Origin of the sequence: Enterobacter sp. RCC_40, assembly GCF_041360735.1 — a bacterium.
GTDB lineage: Bacteria > Pseudomonadota > Gammaproteobacteria > Enterobacterales > Enterobacteriaceae > Enterobacter > Enterobacter ludwigii.
This window is the reverse complement of sequence record NZ_JBFUPR010000001.1, coordinates 1,662,160-1,681,858: the sequence shown is the minus strand read 5'-3', so window position 1 is coordinate 1,681,858 and position 19,699 is coordinate 1,662,160. Positions and strand designations below refer to the sequence as shown.

Sequence of the window (19,699 nt, the reverse complement as noted above, 5' to 3'; positions counted from 1 at the left end):
AAAGAGCTTGCTAAACCAGGGATCATATTGAATGCGCCTGAAGGGGTGAGTATCACCAGTCCTCAGGCTGTACGTGTTTCCTCGGGAAGTGCCAGTGTGGGGATCGTAGCGCAAAAAAATGCAGATATCAGCGCGATGAAGCGCTTCACGGTAGCGGCAGGCGAAGCCATCAGTATGCTGGCCCGCCAGGCGGGTATGAAGCTGTTTGCAGCGAAGGGGAAAATCGAAATCCAGGCACATGATGATGCGCTGGATGCCATAGCAAAGAAAGACGTTACGGTGACGAGTGCAGAAGGTAAAATTGAAATTACAGCAGCAACGGAACTGGTCATTAACTGCGGTGGTGCTTATATTAAGCTGAGCAGCGGGAATATTGAGCTGGGGTGTCCTGGAAATATTTTACTGAAATGTGCCAATGCTCAAAAAATGAGAGCTGCTTCGCTGAACACACCAGCGCCTGAATTTCCAAAAGGATACGGTGGTGTTTACTCCCTGACTGACGAAGAAGGGAAAATCATCCCACAGACTGAATATAAAGTGACAACGGCTGACGGGCAGGTTTTTCATGGCATTTCAGATGATAATGGCAAAACGCTTCCGATTTATACCTCAATGCCCGGTCAATTAAACATTGAGATCCTTGGGACCGGCAATTCAGCAACAGGGAGTAAATAAGCGTGAGCGATTACCATGCATGGGAAGCCAGTGAGTGCGAGCATTTTACTGATGTGAATGTGTCAGAGAAAACAGTGGTCTGTAAGCGTAAGCCTGTACCAGCAATAACAATTACTATTGGAATGTTTTTTGATGGTACAGGGAACAACACGTTTAATACTCAGAATCATATTTTGGAGTCCTGTTCTCATCTTGATGTTGGAATGAAGGCAGAAGACGCCGAAGCCTGTGCCAGAAAACTGGAAAAAAAATTGGCAATGCTGGAAGTTATATTGGGTATTATACGAACATCCACTGGCTGAATACACTTTACACCACCAATGACGAAGTGATTGAGGGACAAGCAGTTTATCAACGAGCAGTCTATATACAGGGAATTGGCACCGATCAGGGTAATAGTGATAGCTCGATAAGTATGGGGACGGGCGGTTGGTTTTATGGTGTGGTTGATAAATCTGATGAAGGTGTTGGCCTTATTGCTGAGCAAATTTCGAAATTCCTGGCTCTAAACCAAGGAATAAATTATGCAATCGAGAAAATTCAGTTCGATGTTTTTGGATTTAGTCGCGGAGCGGCAGCGGCTCGTCACTTTGTTAACCGTGTAAAAAACAACGATAAGGCCATACAACTGGCCATAACTAAAGGGCTTGGTGGTCGAAATCAGCATGGGAAACCGGCAGGTGAGACCCGCTTTCTGGGGTTATTTGATACCGTGTGCGCGGTAGGTACAGTAAGTAATCTATTTGATGTTCATAGTGGTGTGAACCCTGGTGTTGAGCTGGATCTGCCTCCAGATATTGCACAGAAAGTCTTTCAGATCACGGCAATGCATGAGTGCCGATACAACTTCAGCCTGAACAGTATTAAGGAATCCTGGCCAGAATTGGCTTTGCCGGGAGTTCATTCGGATATCGGCGGTGGCTATAATCCAATGGAAAAAGAGTATCTTTTTCTGACTCAGCCCCAAAATGAAACTGTCAGTGAAAGTATTCCATCGGAAGTGACTGATATCTACCGGCGTTCAGCGGCTGAAATACCTGACTTAAAGAGCCTGCCAGCGTTAAGTGCGATAATTCCGAGCGGTGAAGTAAAGACAGAAACCTGGTACGACTATCTGGTTAACGAGGATAAAAAACGCGGTGGCATCACACAAAAGCGTGTTGGAGCGGCAGTCACTTTTGAGAGGATTGTGACTAATGACTGGAGCAAAGTTAGTTTACGGGTGATGCTGGATGCGGCTCAGGAGGCTGGGGGGGTGTTTAATGAGATTCTACCCAAGGATGAGAATTTCTCTTTACCGCCTGAGCTGGAAGCTTTATGTCAAAAAGCAATTGACCAGGGAAAGGCTGTGAGAAATGGTAATGTGCCGACGCCTTTTATCTCACCGGAGTTACAGTTAATTGGCAAATATATTCACTGCTCCGCTCACTGGAACCCTGTGGTTGTAAAAGATGTCTGGCTGGACGGGAATAAAGTGAAAACCATCTACGGGGCAGTGAAATCATCTGATTTGCTTTTTTATATCAATCGCCCAAACCCTGGTTGGGTTCGTGCTGTCTGGAATATGCAGGGAGGAAAATCATGAAATCATTCGTCAGAATAATTTCGATCTTATTTCTTTTGGGCTCTGTTAGTGCCTGTGTCAGTGAGCAACCTAATACTCTCAAAGCTCCCTGGGACAAATGGTACTTTGCCTTTACTACTCCCAAAGCTTTACCGGCACAGGTTACACTACTGAAGCTTTTGGATGTCGATGGTTATGCGTCGACGTATCGGACTATTGATCAGCCTCGAGGCAACAGTGTAGGTCGATGGAGTGAGCGAAACTCTGCTGGGAATACACAGTTCAATAAGGCCGATAGATTGCCGAAAATAATGATGTTTTGCTGGGATTCAATTATTGATAAAAAAACATACCAATCAACTTTATTTTTCTCTCAAAATACATGGGCTAAAATGGTTAGCCCTTATCCTGATGTCTTAGAACCGGGGAAAAAAGCATATCGACAAACAATGCTAATAGGACTAGCGCCGGAAGGAAAAATACGGGTCTGGTTAAGGCAATATGGCCATTCGGATATCCCATTAATTGATACCAAAATAACGACTGTTACAGGTAAAGATCTCGATATGTGTAAAGGGGTTACAGGGCATCCTGATGGATATGTTTACTATGGAGATACTCCTGATTTTATTAAAGATAAAAAGTATCCTTATGGAAACTGGTGAAAGTGCAGTAATGTTTGGTTTTTCAATATATTGTATTCGCTTAGCCTAAGTATGCAGGGAGGAAAATCATGAAATCAATCACCACAATAATTTCTTTGTTATTACTTGTGGGTTTTACTAACGCCTGTGCCAGTGAGCAACCTAACAGTCTCAAAACTCCATGGGATAAATGGTACTTTGCCTTTACTACCCCCAAAGCTTTACCGGCACAGGTTACACTATTGAAGCTTTTGGATGTTGATGGTTATGCATCGACATATCGGACTATCGATCAGCCTCAAGGGATCAGTGTAGGTAAATGGAGTGAACGTAACTCTGCGGGGAATACACAATTTAATAAAGCCGACAGATTGCCGCAGATAATGATATTTTGCTGGGACTCAATCATTGATAAAAAGGTTTATCAGTCCACTTTATTCTTTACTCAAGATACATGGAATAAGATGACTACCCCTTATCCTGATGTCTTAGAATCTGCAAAATATGCCTACCGACAGACGATGCTGATAGGCTTGGCCCCGGAGGGGAAAGTACGAGTCTGGTTAAGGCAATATGGCCATTCAGATATTCCTTTAAATGATACAAGAATAAAGACAATTTCAGGGGAAGAGCTGGGCATGTGCAAGGGTGTAACGAACTTTCCTAATGGATATGAATATAGCGAGGGTATAAAGAAATTTATAAATGGGAAAAAATATCCTTATGGGTCATGGTGAATTATATCCTTTAGAAAGAAATTGGTTGCCAGTAAACTCCCAATTTTATTTTGTGATTTATCTGCGATAGAGGTTTTTATGAAATCATCTTTCTACATATTTTTGCTGTCTATTTCTATCCCTGTTTTTTCTCAATCAATGTTATCGATCCTACGTCCGCAAAAACTAAAGCGGATGATGCGAACTCAATTGCCAATATGTACCGTATGGGCATGGGGGTTCCGAAGGATATGAAAAAAGCATTTGAACTCTATCAGGTTGCAGCTGAACTCGGAAACACTGATGCTCAGGTCGATTTAGGTGATATGTATTATTCTGGTGAAGAAACTTCTCAGAGTTACGAAAAGGCCAATTATTGGTATGAGAAGGCTGCGAAAAACAACAGCGCTAAAGCTCAGATGTATTTAGGTTACGCATACCTTAATGGTAAGGGCGTCGCTGTGGATTATGATAAAGCCAAAAATTTTCTTGAGCTTGCAGTTAAACAAGGCGAGCCTTCAGCTATGTATCATTTGGGTACGATGTTCTTTGATGGTAAAGGTGTAGCTAAAGATCAAAACCAAGCTATTCCACTATTCAAAAAAAGCTGCTCCAAAGGTGATTCGAATGCGTGTGATAAGTTAAAAGAAATTAAAATAGAAAAATAATATTCTTATCTGCATAGAGAAATGCATATGTGGAAATTAAAAAATGGAGTTTCGTATGTCTAAAAGCTTTGTATTGATTGGTGATGATACTACGCACGGCGGACAGGTTATTTCTGCCTCATCAACAATGGTAGTAAATGGAAAAAAGGTAATCCCCGTGGGTGATAAGGTCAGTTGCCCAAAAGATGGGCATGGCATTAATGCCATTATTGAAGGATCGCCTGAATGGACCTCTGACAGTAAAGCCATGGTTGTGGATGGTTGCCACTGTGAGTGCGGTTGTCAGGTGATCTCCAGTGCACCGGATTGTGTAATAGGATAAGTAATGAACTGGGAGCGTCAGAAATCAACAATATCGACTAAGCCTGAAGAACCTTCATTCATCCTGTGGATGATGCTAGGGATTTTCGCGCTGGTCGGGTGAGTGCTGTTGTTTGTCCTGCATGCCAACCAACTGGCAGGGCCACTTCAAACATTTAATCTTTGGGCCGTCACCGCATGCCCTGCAGTTATCTGGTTTTTCTTTCTCTGTCTGCGTGGCTGGCTCTATAACAATGCGGTGGACAAACACGAATTTGAATCCGATGAAGCAGAATTTGCGCAACGACAGTGGATGGGCTGGGCTGGTCGCAATATCGCAGTACTACACAGCGGTGTAATGCTGCCTGCAAATCTGACACCTCAATTTTTTTTGGCAGCCCCACCAACGCTGGAGCAAAACACATCTCTGACCCAACGAATTTGTCTGCACGATCATGAGTCTCATTTTTTTGTTTTGGTTGCAGGGTTAAATCCAGCTTTGGCAAAGTTGCCTTCAGATACAGTACCCGTCGTCACGCTGCTGACCGACTCTAACGATGATTTGCCAGCATTGCAGGATGAATTTGCACATGCCTGGCAGACAGCCATTCCTGAGCGTCTGGTGCCACAGTTGACCATTCTTAAGTCAAAGTCCTTCCTCTCACTTGATGAGCGAATTAAATCACCGACGCTGGATGTGGATTTAATCCTGATTCACCAGACACAGGGAGGGGATGCGTATAGTGATGCGCTAGCCGTCCTGCTGTTGACATCCGATGATGTCGGCACAAAATATAATCTTTCGCTTAACGCCCGTCTTTTGCGTCCAATGGCTCTTGATATGACGATTTCAAAAAAGTCACTGGATACGTTTTTCTCGACGCAAACTCAGGCCTGCGCCACAGCCAGTATTGTTGGCGACAATGTGGAATGGGGAAATGCATTCTCCGGTCTGCTTGAAGCAGCACAAAGTTATGGCGGTGACTGGAAACCTGACCAACTCCACTGGCTGGAAAAATATGCCGGGCTCAGCGGCCCCTTCTCTCCATGGATAATGGCCGCAGTAGCCAGCGATATCGTGAATATACAAAAAGCAGACTGCCTGATGCTGTCTACAGATGGCGAGCAGAAATTTATCAATACAGTGCAAACAGGGAACAGAGATAATGACAACAGGTAATTCGTCATGGCGTGGAGGGTGGGGGCGGCTGGGGTTCTCTGCCCTCATAGCAGGGGGGATTGCCTGGTTAATCTGGCATTTTGGCGACCAGATAGGGCTGCACACTACAGTCACGAAAAGCCTGGCGTTTTCCAGTGCTTTATTTCTGTTACTGATGCTTCGTCATGGTAAGACAATTAGCCTTGCCATCGGGAGAAGGCCCGCTGGCACTGCTGAAGCTGCGTAATTTCCGTCTGCCGGAAACCATCTTCAGTACCACCGGTGTCGCATCGCCAGACCCGGTGGCAGACGTGTCCAGTGACGACGGAGAGGTGTACTGATGAGCACGCTAAATGCCTTACTCAGTACCTGTCAGGCAGAGCAGGCACCACTGCTTGCCAGGATGATGAAGCGTCAGGCCAGTTATGCTGCCATGAGGGATCGTTTTATCGTCCGGTCTGCTGTTTTTGAAGTGATATCGGTGATTATGGACATGCTTTTTCTCCGAAACCCGGTATGCCGTTTGTTTTGACTATCCGTGGATCCTGCCAAATCTGAAAACCCTGCGATAGCAATATCGCAGGGTTTTTTCGTTCTACAACCCAATCACCAGTTCCCCTGTATGGCTTCGCGAGCAGCACAGCGCCACCTGCTGGTCTGCCGCGCTTTTCTCCGCCTCCGACTGCACGCTATCCCGGTGATCCACTACGCCGTCGATAACCGGCGTCAGACAGGCGCCGCAAATCCCCATTTCACAGGAGAGGGGTACCGCCACGCCGTTTTCCAGCAGCACCTGCGCGATAGTTTTGTCCGCCGGCACTGGCCAGCGCTCGCCGGTTGATGCCAGCTTGACTGTAAAAATCTCGCCCGTTTCATTACAGTCGGCGGGCATAACGGGCTGGAATGCTTCGCTGTGAAGATTGCTCTCAGCCCAGCCTCTCGTGAGGGCGACCTGATACACTTTCTCCATAAAGCCTGCCGGCCCGCAGACCCAGGCGTGGAAACCGGGCGCTGGCGTGGGCATGTGCTCTGCCAGCGCAGTGCGCGGGCTGATGGTATGGATGACACACTCGCCGTGTTTAAATTGCATGAGTTCACGTGCAAACGCCGCGTTGCCATGCTCTTTAACGTAATAGTGCAGCGTAAACGGGGTGCCGGAAGCCTCCAGCAGCCGGGCCATCGCATACAAGGGCGTTATGCCTATCCCTGCCGCCAGCAGCAAGAAGCGTTCAGCCTCGTGCAGCGCAAACAGATTGCGCGGTGAGGAGATAAGCAGTTTCTGCCCCGGACGTAGCGTCTCGTGAACATAGCGTGACCCGCCGCGCGAGGCGGTTTCACGTCCTACGCAAATAAGATAGCTCTCGCTGTCGCTTGCCCCGGTCAGCGAATACTGGCGAACCAGCCCGCAGGGCAGATGCACGTCAATGTGCGCCCCTGGCTGCCAGCCCGGTAGGGGGGCACCGCATTCTGACACCAGCCTGACGGCGAGACTCTTATCCCCCTCACGCCAGAGACCGTCGACAATAACGCTCAACATTTCGCTCATCACGTTCCTCCGTCACACCAGGAAAAACTCGCCGAAGCCCATCTTTTTCAGCCCCCGGCGGTAGGCAATCGAGCTTTTATCCGCAGGGATGTGGGCTTCCAGAGTCAGATCCAGCGGCAGGCTTTCCGGGCACTGCGTCTCAACCATCAGGCGGTCTTCTTCAAAAATACGCAAATTGAAGGCGTGCACTTCCTCTACCGGAATATGCAGGTCAAAGTTGCGCGCGATAGGGGCGAACATGCGGGTTACCCGTGAAGAGACGGGCGAAGCGGCGTTCATGATCACCAGCCTGGCTTCCCCCGGAAAATGGATCGTCAGCGTGGCGGTAAACGGCAGATGCATTTCAAAATGACGCAGCCACTGGAAGCCTTCCGGGGCCTGGACATCGGAGCTGGCGGGGTAGTTGCTCACCGAGCTCCAGTAATCGGCAACAAAGCCAAACGGCGTCTCCTGGGGCTGATAATGGGGTACCAGCGGATTATTGGGGTCAGCAAAGGTGTCAGTGTGGATCCAGGCAAAATGCGCGACGTCCAGAAACCCTTCCACCTGACGGCCGGCGAAGCCATTCACTTCAAACGCCGGGCAGTTGATCTGCTGAAATCCGTCGTTATCCCAGTGCGGCATGGTGGGCAGCGGCATTGGGTTATCCGGATCAAACGCCAGGCAGGTCCAGATCAACCCAAAGCGCTCCTCCACGGCATAGTTGATCAGGTTAAGCTTCGCGGGAACCGGCTGGTCAGGGCTGGACGGAATGCGGTTGCAGCGTCCATCTTCACCAAAGCGTAAGCCATGATAAGGGCAGATAATCCCGTGTTCATCGTGAAAGCCCAGCGTCAGCGGTACGCCGCGGTGCGGGCAAACGTCCCGGGCGACCACAACCTGGTCTTTGACGCGGTAGATAACCAGTTGTTCGTCAAGCAGGGTGGCTTTGACCGGTGCCGCGCCAATGTCGCAGGCGCGAGCAACCGGGTGCCAGCATTTTGCCAGACGCAGCCAGTCCTCTGGCTCAAACGTACAATGGGCGGGTGGAGTCGGTTGTATTTTCATGGTTGTCCCTCTCGCGTTCAGCCTAAAGGCCCGGCCTGAATGGTGTCGCACAGACCGTTAATGATGCGCTCTCCGGTCTCTTCTTTGAGCTCCTGATACCAGGCCCGGGTCAATGCCATGTCTTTACCATGCGTGATATCACAGCGTTTACGGGCCTTAAGCACCAGGTCGCGGACCCGGTCACAGCGCAGCGCTTCGTACTGCCGCAACGCCAGTGCGATGTTGTGGTTCTCGCGCAGGCAGTCACCCAGCACCACGGCGTCCTCCATCGCCGCGCATCCGCCCTGGCCGATATCCGGCGTGGTGCTGTGCGCGGCATCGCCAAGAAGCGCCACGTTGCCGCGCACCAGGGTGTCGAACGGTTCAATGTCGTGGATTTCGATACGGTTTGTGGTCTCGGGATCCAGCACGGCGATGAGCTTCTGCACCGGTGGCGCCCAGCCGCGGAAGTAGCCCGTGAGATCGGCGCGAAGGGTAGTGCGATCTTCCGCCAGCCCGAGGGGGAGCGGAACATCAAAAAAGAAATAGAAACGTCCGCCGGCGACGGGCATCAGCGAAACGCGCTTGCCCTCGCCGACGAAGGTGGTCCACTGGTGCGCAGGGGCAATCTCTTCATCAATCTTCACCAGCCCGTTCCAGTTGACGTAACCGGCGTAGCGGCGCTCGGGCGTATAGCCCAGCACGTACGGGCGAACCGCGGAGTGACTGCCATCGGCGGCAATCAGGAAATCCCCCGTCGCGGTAGTACCGTCGGTGAAGGTGGCGGTGATGCCAGCCGCGTCCTCACGGACGCTTTCAACGCGTTTGCCGAACTGAACGTTCTCGTGCCCCCAGAAGTTCAGCATTTCGCGCTGCAGTTCCGTACGCGACACGGGGCAAGGGCGACCGCCCGTGCGCTCGACCAGCGGGGCAAGGCTAAAGCGGGTGAGGGTATCGCCGCGCCGGTGATCCTTATAGGCCATAAAGCGCATAGGGCCGCCGTAGGTCTCGATGATGTCGCCCATTCCGAGGTGCTGCATGCATTTCACCCCATTGGGCCAGATGGAGATGGCCGCACCGACGGGCTTCATCTCTTTCACGGCCTCAAACACGGTACAGTCGATTCCCGCCTTCTTCAGCGCTACAGCGGCGCTCAGGCCGCCAATGCCCGCGCCAATAACGATTGCTCTCATGCTTCTCTCCTTTTGCAGGGTGTAAAAAGGGAAGAGCAATTTGCGTACCAGGCTGCAGAGTGGCGAAAAGCGCGTTGTATGGGGTGGTTTTGCACTGCTAAGGTGCGCAAACGCGGTGAGAATGCCTTTTTATGAATCAATAATTTCCTGTTGTGCGATCCGGAATCGACTGTTTCATAGGGGATGGCAAGAGTGGCGTAGTTTGTGCAAAGCGAGAAAACGACGATATGACGGGAGTGAGTATGATTGCACTGCAAACTTTTAATCAACTGAGCCACGAAGAGGCGCTCGCGCGGTTGCAGCCCTGCGTGGCGTTGCCCGACTGGGCCGATGCGCTGGTGCAGGGGCGGCCCTATTTACACCGCAAAGCACTGTTCGACGCCGCCCGGGCGCTGGCACAAACCTGGGATGAAACGGCGCTTACGCAGGCCCTGAATGCGCACCCGCGAATTGGTGAGAAACCGACGGGAGCCCGGGCGGAGGCGGTGCTTTCGCGCCAGGAGCAGGGCGCCGTCGACAACCGCGACAGGCAGCTGGCACAGGCACTGCAGGAAGGGAACGCTCGCTACGAGGCCCGTTTTGGACGCGTGTTTTTGATCCGCGCGAAAGGCCGTAGCGGTGAGGAGATTTTACGCGCCCTCAACGCCCGGCTGGAAAACAGCGATGCGCAGGAGGTACAGGCCGCACTGGAACAGCTGCGGGAAATTACGCTGCTTCGGCTGGAAGGAGTCATTGACGAATGAGTACGTTAAGCACGCATATTCTTGATATTTCGACGGGAAAACCGGCGCAGGGCGTAAGGGTTTATCTTGAGCAGGACGGCGTCGTATTGGCCACTGCTTTCACTAACGCCCAGGGGCGCATCACCGCGTTTATCCCTTTCCTGCCTGCAGGACGTTACCGGCTGGTGGCTGAGATTGGGGCTTGGTTCACCGAAACCGGCCGCGACACGCTTTACCCCTGCGCACAGATCGATTTTGTGACGGGAGAAACGGCAGACGAGCACTTCCACCTGCCGTTTGTGATTGCGCCGGGCGGGTGGTCAACCTACCGCGGCAGTTGACCACACCTGCACACCGTTGACCCAGGTCTCGCTAATATTGCGCTCGTCGCCCAGGGTCATCAGCACAAACAGCTGCTCATAAATGTCCTGACAGCGCCGGTTACGCAGGCGCTGTAGCGGCGTAACGGCCGGGTCGATGACGATAAAATCGGCCTCTTTGCCGGGGGCGAAATTGCCAATTTTATCGTCCAGCCTCAGGGCGTGAGCGCCGCCCAGCGTGGCGTGATAAAACGCTTCGCTGGCGCGCAGGCGGTAGCTCTGCAGCTGACCCACCTTGTACGCCTCCCCGAGGGTGCGCAGCATGCTGAAGGTGGTTCCGGCACCCACATCGGTGCCAATGCCCATACGTACCTGGTGTTGCCAGCAGGCGGGTAAGCGGAACAGTCCGCTGCCAAGAAACAGGTTCGAGGTGGGGCAAAACGCCACCGCCGAGCCGGTATCGTGCAGACAGCGCCATTCGCTCTCATGGAGGTGGATCCCATGGGCAAACACGCTGCGTTCGCCGGTCAGCCCGTAATGATGATACACATCCAGATAACGTTCATGTTCCGGCCACAGATCGCTTACCCAGGCCACTTCATTTGGGTTTTCGCTCAGATGGGTCTGCATCCACGTGTCGGGAAACTCCTCTCTGAGCAGGCTGACCGCGGCCAGCAGTTCCGGTGAGGAGGTCGGGGCAAAGCGTGGCGTAATGGCGTAGCCCAACCGTCCACGGTGGTGCCAGCGCTGGATCAGCTCGCGCGTCTGCCGGTAGCTCTCTTTCGCGGTTTCACTCAGGTAGTCAGGCGTGTGGCGGTCCATCATCACCTTCCCGGCGATAAGGCGCATGTTAAGGCGCAGGGCCTCGGTGAACAGCGCCTCGACCGATTCAGGATGCAACGTACAAAACACCAGTGCGGTGGTGGTGCCGTGGCTGACCAGTTGGTTGATGAAAAACGCCGCGATCTCTTTCGCATAGGCCTCATCGGCAAACTGGCTTTCTACCGGGAACGTGTATGTGGTCAGCCACTCCAGCAGCTGCTCACCAAAAGCGCCAATCATCTCCGTCTGCGGGTAATGGACGTGGGTATCGACAAAACCCGGGAGCAGCAGTTTGCCGCGCAGGTCGGTGTACCCTTTGTAGGGATCAAGATACTGCTCGCCCTCCTGCCAGGCCATCTGCGCCAGAATTTTGCCGTTATGGATGAACAACAGCCCGTCTTCAAGGTAGCGTGCCTGTTGGGCGATAACGTCTGCACTGTCGCAGACCCGGGCAATATCAAAAAATGCACCGCGGATCGCAGTCTGGTAGTCCATCATGATTCCTGCCTTAGTGTTTGCGTAGCGGGGTGATGAGACTGAGCAAAAACGGTGCCAGAATGAAAAAGGCCGCAGAGGAACTGCGGCCAGGAGGAAGGGTTACTCTTTTTGCGTCGCCACGCGGGGGCTGAACGACGAGGTGCCTGCCGCTTCACGCTCTTCCCGCGCCAGCCAGCGGTAGGTGACCCCGCCCAGGAAGACGCCGATAAACCAGCTAAAGTTTGCCACTTCATGCAGGGAGGGAATAAAGCTTATCACCAGTCCAACGGCAACGGATGGCACCAGCGCGCCGATGGCTTTCGGGTTGAAACCGTTGCGATACCAGTATTTGCCTTTTGGCGTGTCATCAAACAGATCGTCTACGGAGACCTTGCCGCGCTTAATCAGGTAAAAATCGGCAATCAGAATCCCGAACAGCGGGCCAATAAATGCCCCGAGCACGTCCAGAGTGTAGTGGATAAGCTCCGGCGAGTTAAACAGGTTCCACGGGGTTAACAGGATAGAGCCGACGGCGGCGATCATCCCCCCGGTGCGGAAGCTGATTTTTTGCGGTGAACAGTTAGAGAAATCAAACGCCGGGGAGACGAAGTTCGCCACGATGTTGATCCCGATGGTGGCGGTGATCATGGTCAGCAAGCCAATGGCCACCGCCAGATCGTTGCCCACACGGCTGACGGTTTCAATCGGGTCAGTGATCATGCGGCCAAACAGCGATTGCGTACCCGACACAATCACCACGGTAACGATGGAGAACAGCAGGAAGTTAAACGGCAGGCCCCAGCGGTTACCGCGGCGGATCTCCCCCATGCTTTTACCGTAGCGGGAGAAGTCACCAAAATTGAGCAGCGGGCCGGAGAAGTAAGAGACCACCAGCGCCGTGGCGGTGATCATCTGCCAGGTCTGCTCACCGGCGCTCAGGGATTTGCTGGCAAGGGTAAAGGAGATGCCGTCAAAACCGGTCTTGTATACAATCCATCCCGCCAGCGCCAGCATCACCACGTAGACCGCCGGACCGGCGATATCAATAAAGCGCTTAATGGCGCTCATGCCGTGCCAGAAGACCATCGCCTGAAGCACCCACATGATAGCGAAACAGATCCAGCCAAGATGCGACAGGCCCAGGAACGAACCGGTGGTGAGCGTCGCGAGTGAAGGCCAGAACTTAAGCGCCACCAGCATCAGCGCGTTGGCGGCCAGGTAGGTCTGAATGCCGTACCACGCGAAAGCAATCAGCCCGCGGATCACCGCCGGAATATTGGCCCCGAAAACGCCAAATGCCTGACGGCAAATCACCGCGTAGGGTACGCCTGCCATCTGACTCGGTTTCGCCACCAGGTTGGCGCACAACTGCACAATGCAAATCCCTATCAGCAGGCAGAGCAAAACCTGCCAGCTTGCCAGCCCGAGCGTAAAGAAGCTCGCGGCAACAACATAACCCCCCATGCTGTGGACGTCCGACATCCAGAAAGAAAAGATGTTGTACCAGCTCCAGTTCTGGTCACGCGTCGGTGCCAGATCCTCATTGCAAAGACGTGGGCTGTAAACCGCACCGGAATCAGCGGCCGTACCGTACTGCGCGTTTTGTCTGTTTGGCATGAAACCTGCTCCTGTGAATGAAAACCCGTTAAGTGGGAGTGCAGACGGTGTTGCAGGATCCAGGCCAAAATAATAAATCTTGTATGCAATATTTTATTTTTATGTATACGATTCGATAGCGAAAAGTAAAAATCGGAGTGGTGAATGAACAACATAAACAGCCTGCAGACCGCGCCAGACCTGCATGACAAAGATGAATCCATCTTTCAGGCGCTGATGACCGCGATAGTCGAACATCAGTTGCTCCCGGGAAGTAAATTGCCTGAAGAGGCGCTGGCTGAGGTCTTCGGCGTGAGCCGCACCGGTATTCGCAAGGTGCTGCAACGACTCGCCGCTGTGCAAATGGTCACCTTAACGCCCAAACGTGGTGCACACGTGGCCAGCCCGACGGTAGAAGAGGCGCAGCAGATCTTCCGCACGCGCGCTCTGCTTGAGGTGGCTAACCTGCCGGACGTGCTGACCCACTGTCAGCCGCCGCATCTGGCTGCACTGGAAGGGATTATTCGCCAGGAGCAGCAGGCGCACGAGGCGTATGACGGTCCCGCCGCAATCCGCCACTCCGCCAATTTCCATATTCAGCTTCAGGCCATTTCAGGCAATCAGGTGCTGACAGAGATGGTGACCGGACTGAGCCAGCGGTCGTCGCTGGTGATCGCAGCCTGGGGCGCGCCGTGGCGTCAGGGCTGCCGCTGCAATGACCACGAGCAACTGGTGGAACTCTTGCGTCAGAAGGCGCTCCAGCCCCTGAGTGAGGCCTTAATGCACCATTTTGAACATATTGTCGCCAGTCTCTGTTTCGAACGGGCCGGTGAGTGCCTGCCTGATTTTGCCCGGCTGTTCGCCAGCCACAAGGAGTCGTAATGTCGTCTGTTTGTATACAAGTGATTAACCCCAACACCAGCCTCGCGATGACGGAAACCATCGGCGCCGCAGCCCGCGCGGTAGCAGCACCGGGAACGGAGATCCTCGCCGTCTGCCCGAGCGCAGGTGTGCCCTCGATAGAAGGTCATTTTGATGAGGCCATCGCCGCCGTGGGCGTTCTCGAACAGATAAAACGCGGACGGCAACAGGGCGTGGATGGACACGTGATTGCCTGCTTTGGTGACCCCGGCCTGCTGGCGGCGCGCGAGTTGGCGCAGGGACCGGTCATCGGTATCGCAGAAGCTGCGATGCATATGGCCACGCTGGTGGCAACACGCTTTTCCGTTGTGACCACGCTGCCTCGCACGCGGATTATCGCCCGCCATCTTTTGCACCAGTATGGTTTCCAGGACCACTGTGCAGCCCTGCATGCCATCGATCTGCCGGTGCTGGCACTGGAAGACGGTAGCGGCCTGGCTCAGGAGAAGGTGCGCGCGCGCTGCATCCAGGCGCTGAAAGAAGATGGCTGCGGCGCGATTGTGCTCGGCTGCGGTGGAATGGCGACGCTGGCGCAGGAGCTGACGCGTGAGCTGCACGTGCCGGTGATCGACGGCGTCAGTGCGGCGGTAAAAATGGTCGAGTCGCTGGTGGCGCTGGGGCTGTCAACCAGCAAGCACGGGGACCTGGCTTTCCCGGAGAAAAAAGCGTTGAGCGGACACTTTCAGGCACTGAATCCATTTTAATTGAGGGGGTGATAATGGCGCTTTTTAACGAAGATTATCCGCGGGACTTACGCGGCTATGCAGGCAAGCCGCCGCACGCGCAGTGGCCGAACCAGGCGCGCATCGCCGTGCAGTTTGTACTCAATTATGAAGAAGGGGCGGAAAACCACGTGCTGCACGGTGATGCCGGCTCAGAACAATTCCTCTCGGACATCATCAGTGCGGCCAGTTATCCGGACAGACACATGTCGATGGACTCTCTCTATGAATACGGCAGCCGCGCCGGGTTCTGGCGGATCCATAACGAATTCTGCAAGCGTGGCCTGCCGCTGACGGTCTTTGGCGTGGCAATGGCGCTGGCGCGACATCCCGATATCGTTGACGCCATCAAAGCGGCTGATTATGACGTGGTTAGCCACGGCTGGCGCTGGATCCACTATCAAAGTATGGATATCAACCAGGAGCGCGAGCACCTGCACAAGGCGGTGCATGTCCTGACTGACCTGTTTGGCAAACCGCCTGCCGGCTGGTACACCGGGCGTGACAGCCCAAACACCCGCCAGCTGGTAGTGGAGCATGGGGGCTTTGACTATGACAGCGACTACTATGGCGATGATTTACCGTTCTGGACGCAAGTGGCGTGCAGCGACGGCACGCGCAAACCCCACCTGATTGTGCCGTATACGCTGGATGCCAACGACATGCGCTTTGCGACCGCGCAGGGGTTCAACACCGCCGAGCAGTTTTATACCTACCTGAAAGACAGCTTTGACGTGTTGTACGAAGAAGGGGAACGTGCGCCGAAGATGATGTCCATCGGCATGCATTGCCGCCTGCTGGGGCGTCCGGGGCGTTTTCGTGCTTTGCAGCGGTTCCTCGATTACCTTGCGCAGCACGATCGGGTATGGGTCTGTACCCGCCAGCAGATAGCCGATCACTGGCGTGAGGTGCACCCGTTTCAACAATAACGGTCCAGCAATGCACCGGGGGGCGGTGACGCCTGTCCCGGCCTGCTGCTTATCTGATGGGAAAAGCGCCACCGGGCAGGGTTATTAACATTACGCCATCACGCTCACCTGCGCCGCCACAATCCGCCAGCCGTAAGGGAAGCGTACCCATGTCTGCTGCTGGCGACCAATCCGCTCCGTTCCTTCGCGGGTGAATTCGGTGCTACACACGGCGTAATCTTCTCCGAAGGTGGTGATTACCGTATGGCGCAACGTCCTTTGCAGACCCGCGGACGGGCGCGCCGCCCGAAAGGCGCGGATTTCCTCAATGCCGTACAGGTTTTCGCCCGCACCGAGACGCACCGTGTTTTTGTCGTGCCAGAACAGCTCATCCAGCACCGGAATGTTGTTGCTTACCAGCGCGTCTTCATAGCGGTAAAAGGCTGCGGTCACTTCTGCAACGACCCACGGAAGGTTAATGTCATCGTGATTTATCATGGTGCCATCTCCGCCGGCCGGGCATCGGTTATTCCGCTTGCTTCCAGCACCCGCGCCACGCGCAGGCAGGCTTGCTCGTTAAACGGTGCGGCGATCAACTGCAGGCCAACAGGTGCGCCCTGAGCGGTGCGCAGCGGGACGGTGGTAACGGGTAAACCTAAAAACGAAATCGGCTGCGTCAGCATGCCCATGCTGGCGCGAACCGGTAACGGCTGGCCGTTGATCTCCATAATCTCTTCGCCAATCCGCGTTGCACTGCGCGGCGTGGCCGGGGCGATCAGCACGTCGGCCTGCGCAAACAGCGCTTTAAACGCCTGTCGGGCCTGCGTGCGAAAACGCTGGGCCTGAATATACCAGGCAGAAGGGATCATCGCGCCGGCCAGCAGTCGCTCGCGCGAATGGGGTTCAAAACGCCCGGGCTCGCGGCGAAGCGCGGGCAGGTACTGATTTCCGCCTTCCGAGGCGCTGATGATAAACGCTGCGGAGCGGGCCAGCTCGGCATCGGGGAATTGCAGCGTTTCCTGCACGTCGAGAGCTTTTGCCACCCGCGCCACGGCGTCTCGCATGTCGCTGTCGCACCAGGTACTGAAATAGCCGCCGAGCACCGCGCAGCGCAAACCATCCAGACCGCGGTCGAGCAGGGGCCGGGTCTGCTCCCGGGAGCTCTCCGCCTGAAATCCGTCGCTGGTATCCCGACCCTGCAGTGCATCGTACACCGACGCCAGATCGCTCACGCGACGGGCAAACGGCCCGATGTGATCCAGACTGGCGACAAACGGATGGCTGCCGGCGCGTGACAGACGACCAAAAGTGGGCTTAAGACCGTATATTCCGCACAGGGAGGCCGGTACGCGAATCGACCCGTTGGTGTCGGTACCGAGCGAAAAATGGACCAGTCCGGCAGCGACCGCGGCGGCAGAGCCGCCGGACGATCCTCCGGCAATGCGCGTCGCATCGTGCGGGTTACGCGTTGCGCCGTAGTAAGTGTTTTCCGTCGTAAAGCCGTAGGCGTAGGCATCCATGTTGACCATCCCCGACAATAAGCCACCGGCACTGCGCAGCTGGCGTACCGCAAAGCTGTCAGCGGTGGCGGGGGGGCGCTGGCTGAACAGCTCTGCACCGGCAAGGGTCGTATGCCCGGCGACGTCGAACAGGTTTTTCACCGCGTAGGGAATACCTGCCAGCGGCGGCAGAGGGCGTTTCTCCCGACGCAGGGTGTCGATATTCTCGGCTTCGGCCAACATGCGTTCTTCCGTGACGGTGGTCCAGGCGTTGATATGGGGATTGATGCGCGTAATGGCTTCCAGGGTCTGGCGGGCGATGTCATGGGCGCTCAGGTCGCCTGCACTCAGCGCCTGCTGGATCTCACTGATACTCATCTCGTGTAGCGTCATGCTTTGTATACTCCTGCGATCTCCAGACGGTCATCAAACGGCAGCGCCATCAGCGGGGCGGCCATCGCCGCGATACGGCAGAACTGTACATGGAGTTCTGCCCGGCGGGCGTCATCCAGCTCAACGCCCAGCACGGACTCCATTTGCGCCAGATAGGCATGCCAGTCAGGTTGTGTGGTATTCATCAGTCTCTCCTTAAAATCCGGCGGCGGCGCCGTTGCTGCGCGGGTCAAATGCCCCTTCAAACAGCCCGTTAGGATGGCGAACAATCGCACCCGCGTGGCCCATGGCTTCGCTGAATGCCGGGAAGCACTCCACGTCGTGGCCCAGCGCCTGCAGGCGCGCGACGGTCTGCGGCGTAAAGCGGCCTTCCACCTTCAGGGTGTCGGACGTCTGTCCCCAGGTGCGCCCCAGTAACCAGCGCGGGCGGGCGATGCTCTCTTGCAGTGGTACCCCCTGCACCACATAGCGGGTAAACAGGGTGGCCTGGGTTTGCGGCTGGCCGTCACCGCCCATCGAGCCGTAGACCATGACGCGTCCGTCATGCAGACGCGCGGCTGCCGGGTTCAGGGTGTGGAACGGTTGTTTTCCTGGCGCAAGCGCCAGCAGGTGACGGGGATTGAGGCTGAATGAGGCTCCCCGGTTTTGCCAGACGATGCCGGTATCAGGCAGGACTACGCCGCTGCCGAACTCGTGATAAATGCTCTGGATAAACGACACGGCAAGACCGCTGTTATCCATCACTCCCATCCAGACCGTATCACCAGGGCCTTTGCCGCAGCCCCACGGTGCGGCCTGGTTATCATCGACCTGGTCGGCGAGGGCGGCCAGTGCGGCAGGATCCAGCAGACCCTGGATATCGGTTTTCAGCTCGCGCGGGTCGGTGATATGGGCATCGCGCAGACCAAACGCCAGTTTGGTGGCCTCTACAATGCGGTGAACAGTGGTCGCTTCGTCAGCATCGGCCATGGACAGGCGGTCGGTTATCCCGAGGATCGCCAGCGACACCAGCCCCTGCGTTGGCGGCGCAAGGTTCCACACTTCGCCCTGCTGATGCTGTAATTTCAGCGGCGTGGTGCGCCGGGCGACATGCGCGTTTAGGTCAGCCAGGGTGATGGGCAGCCCCAGCGTTGCCATGCCCCGGGCCAGACGCTCCGCCAGCGGGCCGCGATAAAAACTGTCCAGACCGTCTTCTGCGAGGTGCGAGAGCGTGGAGGCCAGCGCCGGTTGATAAAACCGGCTGCCGACCTGCGGCGGTTTGCCGTCCGTCAGCCAGGTCTCCGCGAAGCCGGGCAGGTCCTTCAGTTCATCCAGCTTACTGGCCGTGGCGGCGGCCTGAGACGCGGTCACCGGCGTGCCGTTTCGGGCATAGTCAATGGCGTCTGCCAGCAGGCGATTCAGGGGAAGAGCGGTGCCCGTCAGCGTGCGCGAAACCTTCAGCGCTTCGTCCCAGCCGCTCACCGTTCCCGCCACGGTCAGCGCCGCACGAGGCCCGCGATGGGGGATCTGAGAGACATCGTCATAGGCGGCAAGCGTCGCCAGTGAGCCAGCTGCGCCGCTGGCGTCAATGGCGACTGGTTCGCCGTCGGGCGGCACGATAAGCCAGAAACCGTCCCCACCGAGACCGTTCATGTGCGGGTAAACCACGGCAATGGTTGCGGCGGCGGCGACCATTGCCTCAATCGCGCTACCGCCTTCGCGCAGAATGGCCAGGGCGCTCTGGCTGGCAAGATGGTGAGGCGCCACGGCCATTCCGTGTACGGAGACATTACTTTGCATGGAGAGTCCTCATAACCCAAAAGTCATAAGGTGCTGCAAAAGCTGTTCC

22 protein-coding genes and 2 pseudogenes are annotated in these 19,699 nt (G+C 55.1%); 15 read left to right on the top strand and 9 right to left on the bottom strand.

Features of this window, described 5'->3' with window-relative positions:
- From AB6731_RS08020 to AB6731_RS07975, 10 genes are all read left to right on the top strand, one after another.
- Positions 1-675, top strand: a 675-nt coding sequence (locus AB6731_RS08020) for a DUF2345 domain-containing protein (protein ID WP_371006122.1), incomplete at its 5' end; no start/stop codon positions are given.
- A 2-nt stretch (positions 676-677) separates the two neighbouring features.
- Positions 678-977: a hypothetical protein gene (locus tag AB6731_RS08015; protein WP_371006121.1), complete on the top strand. Its 300-nt coding sequence runs from the start codon at positions 678-680 to the stop codon at positions 975-977.
- Positions 978-1,003: 26 nt separating this feature from the next.
- Positions 1,004-2,260 carry a DUF2235 domain-containing protein gene (locus AB6731_RS08010; RefSeq protein ID WP_371006120.1) on the top strand — a complete coding sequence of 419 codons (1,257 nt, stop codon included), beginning with the start codon at positions 1,004-1,006 and terminating at the stop codon, positions 2,258-2,260.
- Positions 2,257-2,904: a DUF2931 family protein gene (locus AB6731_RS08005; RefSeq protein WP_044857145.1), complete on the top strand. Its 648-nt coding sequence runs from the start codon at positions 2,257-2,259 to the stop codon at positions 2,902-2,904. Before AB6731_RS08010 ends, AB6731_RS08005 begins: the two co-directional genes overlap by 4 nt.
- 68 nt (positions 2,905-2,972) lie before the next feature.
- A complete protein-coding gene (locus AB6731_RS08000; protein ID WP_044857144.1) occupies positions 2,973-3,620 on the top strand; it encodes a DUF2931 family protein in 648 nt (215 codons plus the stop codon).
- 230 nt (positions 3,621-3,850) lie between these two features.
- Complete coding sequence (locus AB6731_RS07995) at positions 3,851-4,267, top strand: sel1 repeat family protein (RefSeq protein WP_241213680.1); 417 nt, start codon at positions 3,851-3,853, stop codon at positions 4,265-4,267.
- A 55-nt stretch (positions 4,268-4,322) separates the two neighbouring features.
- Positions 4,323-4,589, top strand: a complete 267-nt coding sequence (locus tag AB6731_RS07990) for a PAAR domain-containing protein (protein ID WP_371006119.1) — start codon at positions 4,323-4,325, stop codon at positions 4,587-4,589.
- Positions 4,590-4,691: 102 nt separating this feature from the next.
- Positions 4,692-5,747 (top strand): hypothetical protein, encoded by a 1,056-nt coding sequence (locus AB6731_RS07985; RefSeq protein WP_371006118.1) that lies wholly within the window; start codon positions 4,692-4,694, stop codon positions 5,745-5,747.
- Positions 5,748-5,911: 164 nt separating this feature from the next.
- Positions 5,912-6,067, top strand: coding sequence for a hypothetical protein (locus AB6731_RS07980; RefSeq protein ID WP_166673349.1), 156 nt, complete (start codon positions 5,912-5,914; stop codon positions 6,065-6,067).
- Positions 6,067-6,258, top strand: a complete 192-nt coding sequence (locus AB6731_RS07975; RefSeq protein WP_181240332.1) for a hypothetical protein — start codon at positions 6,067-6,069, stop codon at positions 6,256-6,258. The genes AB6731_RS07980 and AB6731_RS07975 overlap by 1 nt, the downstream gene beginning before the upstream one ends.
- Positions 6,259-6,321: 63 nt before the next feature.
- On the opposite strand, the gene AB6731_RS07970 is transcribed toward AB6731_RS07975, so the two are convergent.
- From AB6731_RS07970 to hpxO, 3 genes are read right to left on the bottom strand one after another with little or no spacing between them, the layout of a single operon-like run.
- A complete protein-coding gene (locus AB6731_RS07970) occupies positions 6,322-7,272 on the bottom strand; it encodes a 2Fe-2S iron-sulfur cluster-binding protein (RefSeq protein ID WP_371006117.1) in 951 nt (316 codons plus the stop codon).
- 12 nt (positions 7,273-7,284) lie between these two features.
- Positions 7,285-8,319, bottom strand: a complete 1,035-nt coding sequence (gene hpxD, locus AB6731_RS07965; RefSeq protein ID WP_371006116.1) for a molybdenum cofactor-independent xanthine hydroxylase subunit HpxD — start codon at positions 8,317-8,319, stop codon at positions 7,285-7,287.
- 17 nt (positions 8,320-8,336) lie between these two features.
- Entirely contained in the window at positions 8,337-9,491 is a 1,155-nt protein-coding gene (hpxO, locus tag AB6731_RS07960) for an FAD-dependent urate hydroxylase HpxO (protein ID WP_371006115.1), read from the bottom strand.
- A gap of 242 nt (positions 9,492-9,733) precedes the next feature.
- On the opposite strand from hpxO, the gene uraD reads away from it, so the two are divergent.
- Together uraD and uraH are read left to right on the top strand one after the other, a co-directional pair.
- Positions 9,734-10,234: a 2-oxo-4-hydroxy-4-carboxy-5-ureidoimidazoline decarboxylase gene (gene uraD, locus AB6731_RS07955; protein WP_181240336.1), complete on the top strand. Its 501-nt coding sequence runs from the start codon at positions 9,734-9,736 to the stop codon at positions 10,232-10,234.
- Positions 10,231-10,554 (top strand): hydroxyisourate hydrolase, encoded by a 324-nt coding sequence (gene uraH / locus AB6731_RS07950; RefSeq protein ID WP_014169459.1) that lies wholly within the window; start codon positions 10,231-10,233, stop codon positions 10,552-10,554. The genes uraD and uraH overlap by 4 nt, the downstream gene beginning before the upstream one ends.
- Here the strand turns inward: uraH and guaD are convergent.
- Together guaD and AB6731_RS07940 are read right to left on the bottom strand one after the other, a co-directional pair.
- A complete protein-coding gene (gene guaD, locus AB6731_RS07945) occupies positions 10,534-11,853 on the bottom strand; it encodes a guanine deaminase (protein ID WP_025204501.1) in 1,320 nt (439 codons plus the stop codon). The two genes, uraH and guaD, sit on opposite strands and share 21 nt — an antisense overlap.
- 99 nt (positions 11,854-11,952) lie before the next feature.
- Entirely contained in the window at positions 11,953-13,449 is a 1,497-nt protein-coding gene (locus tag AB6731_RS07940; protein WP_371006114.1) for an NCS1 family nucleobase:cation symporter-1, read from the bottom strand.
- 144 nt (positions 13,450-13,593) lie between these two features.
- On the opposite strand from AB6731_RS07940, the gene AB6731_RS07935 reads away from it, so the two are divergent.
- The 3 genes and pseudogenes from AB6731_RS07935 to puuE all read left to right on the top strand — a co-directional run.
- Positions 13,594-14,310 (top strand): GntR family transcriptional regulator, encoded by a 717-nt coding sequence (locus AB6731_RS07935; RefSeq protein ID WP_025204500.1) that lies wholly within the window; start codon positions 13,594-13,596, stop codon positions 14,308-14,310.
- Positions 14,310-15,183: pseudogene (hpxA, locus tag AB6731_RS07930) on the top strand (allantoin racemase). The gene AB6731_RS07935 and the pseudogene hpxA overlap by 1 nt, the downstream one beginning before the upstream one ends.
- Positions 15,083-16,000, top strand: a pseudogene (puuE, locus tag AB6731_RS07925) (allantoinase PuuE); the annotation flags it as partial. The pseudogenes hpxA and puuE, both read left to right, overlap by 101 nt.
- Before the next feature lie 90 nt (positions 16,001-16,090).
- Here puuE and hpxZ read toward each other — a convergent pair.
- The 4 genes from hpxZ to hpxW are packed head-to-tail and all read right to left on the bottom strand — an operon-like array spanning position 16,091 to position 19,650.
- Positions 16,091-16,477: an oxalurate catabolism protein HpxZ gene (hpxZ, locus tag AB6731_RS07920; RefSeq protein ID WP_032677834.1), complete on the bottom strand. Its 387-nt coding sequence runs from the start codon at positions 16,475-16,477 to the stop codon at positions 16,091-16,093.
- Positions 16,474-17,871, bottom strand: a complete 1,398-nt coding sequence (locus AB6731_RS07915) for an AtzE family amidohydrolase (RefSeq protein ID WP_371006113.1) — start codon at positions 17,869-17,871, stop codon at positions 16,474-16,476. The genes hpxZ and AB6731_RS07915 overlap by 4 nt, the downstream gene beginning before the upstream one ends.
- Positions 17,868-18,056, bottom strand: a complete 189-nt coding sequence (gene hpxX / locus AB6731_RS07910; RefSeq protein ID WP_020884742.1) for an oxalurate catabolism protein HpxX — start codon at positions 18,054-18,056, stop codon at positions 17,868-17,870. The genes AB6731_RS07915 and hpxX overlap by 4 nt, the downstream gene beginning before the upstream one ends.
- A gap of 10 nt (positions 18,057-18,066) precedes the next feature.
- Complete coding sequence (hpxW, locus tag AB6731_RS07905; RefSeq protein WP_371006112.1) at positions 18,067-19,650, bottom strand: oxamate amidohydrolase; 1,584 nt, start codon at positions 19,648-19,650, stop codon at positions 18,067-18,069.
- Positions 19,651-19,699 lie beyond the last annotated feature (49 nt).